The sequence below is a fragment of the Ferrovibrio sp. genome (genome assembly GCF_041906005.1).
Taxonomy (GTDB): domain Bacteria; phylum Pseudomonadota; class Alphaproteobacteria; order Ferrovibrionales; family Ferrovibrionaceae; genus Ferrovibrio.
The window spans coordinates 1-1,272 of the sequence record NZ_JAYRJY010000022.1 but is presented as its reverse complement, the minus strand read 5'-3'; the positions used below and the strand labels follow the sequence as shown (position 1 = coordinate 1,272).

At 66.8% G+C, this 1,272-nt stretch carries 3 protein-coding genes; all 3 read right to left on the bottom strand.

Features of this window, described 5'->3' with window-relative positions:
• Positions 1 to 682, bottom strand: a 682-nt coding sequence (locus ACE3OO_RS20250; RefSeq protein ID WP_374305922.1) for a hypothetical protein, incomplete at its 3' end; no start/stop codon positions are given.
• Complete coding sequence (locus ACE3OO_RS20245; RefSeq protein WP_374305919.1) at positions 672 to 962, bottom strand: hypothetical protein; 291 nt, start codon at positions 960 to 962, stop codon at positions 672 to 674. The genes ACE3OO_RS20245 and ACE3OO_RS20250, both read right to left, overlap by 11 nt.
• A partial coding sequence (locus ACE3OO_RS20240) for a portal protein (protein ID WP_374305917.1) occupies positions 959 to 1,272 on the bottom strand: 314 nt, incomplete at its 5' end. The genes ACE3OO_RS20245 and ACE3OO_RS20240, both read right to left, overlap by 4 nt.

The window sequence follows — 1,272 nt, the reverse complement described above, 5'->3', positions numbered from 1 at the left end:
CGGCGGGCGAGCGGGGCCGGCCGGTCTTGGCGTCGGCGCGGGCGGTGATGCTGTCTTCACCCGTGGCGCGGCCGACCTTGGCCAGCAAGTCCATCAGCGCGCCCTCGCCGATGCCGTCGGCGATCTCATCGAAGGACTTTTCGTCACCCAGGAATGCGCCATAGGCGCGCCGGGCCGCCGCCATGTTGCGCGCATAGTCGCGGCCCCACAGGGTCCTCAAATCCGGGCTTTTGAAATCAGGCCCCTTGAGATCAGGGCCCTCTTCCGCCGCTGTCGCAACCGCATCCACCGGTGCTGCCGGAAAGCGGGCGAGGAACGCGTCATGCAGCTTTTCGGCCTGGGCCTGCGACAGGCCCAGCTCGAATGCTGTTTCGCGAAACCACGCCGCACTCGGCTCGTGATAGGGAGCACCTTCGGGGGCCTTGAACTGATAGCCGCCGGCATCCTTCGGCCGGCCGAGCTTTTCCCAGACCGGCGCCCAGGCTTCCGCGCCGGCATCGCGCGGCGGCAAGGCCAGCCGCTCGCCGCCCACCAGCTTTTCAAGATTCTGATAGGAGCTCAGCACGTCGCGCGCCGAGCGCCAGCCCTTCTGCTGCACCAATTGACCAAGCTCACCGTCGAGTCCCGCGCGCCAATCGGCTGTCGGACTCTCTTCGACCAGCGGCATCTTTTCATCGTTCATCGATCACCTCTTCCACGAGACCGGCAAAATCCGCGGGCGTCACGCCGCACATTTCCGCCACATGCAGGAACACGTCCCGCGCCCCTTCGTTGAACGCGGTCTGGTGCGGATCGCCGGCCACGAAACTGCTCTGCCCCGCCCGGCAATAATGGGCGAGATCCGAGAGGATCAGGCGGCCGAGCGCATCATCCGCCCCGAGCTGCTGGCGATAGGCCGCAGCGACCCGCCTGGCGCGGGACCTGCCATGAAGCCGCAACAGCCAGGTGACACCGGCCTTCATGCCGCACCCCCCGATGCTGCATCTCCTGAGAGCATGGCACCGAGATCGCCCAAGCCTGCCATGCCATCGGCAGGTGCCGGCGCCTTCTTTTCCGCCTCTTTGCGGAACTTCTTCACCGCATCCGGCGTGCGCAGCAGGTTGTTGGGAACGCCGAACGATTGCGCGAGCAGCCGCGCTGCCGCGTCGGCATCGATATTGTCGTAGATCTCCGGCTTGATGGCGCCCAAGGGGGCAAGCGATTCAAGTGCCCGCACGATCGCCGCCCCTTCGCCGGCCCGCTGGGCGCGGGCCAAGGGCGAGACATATTCGA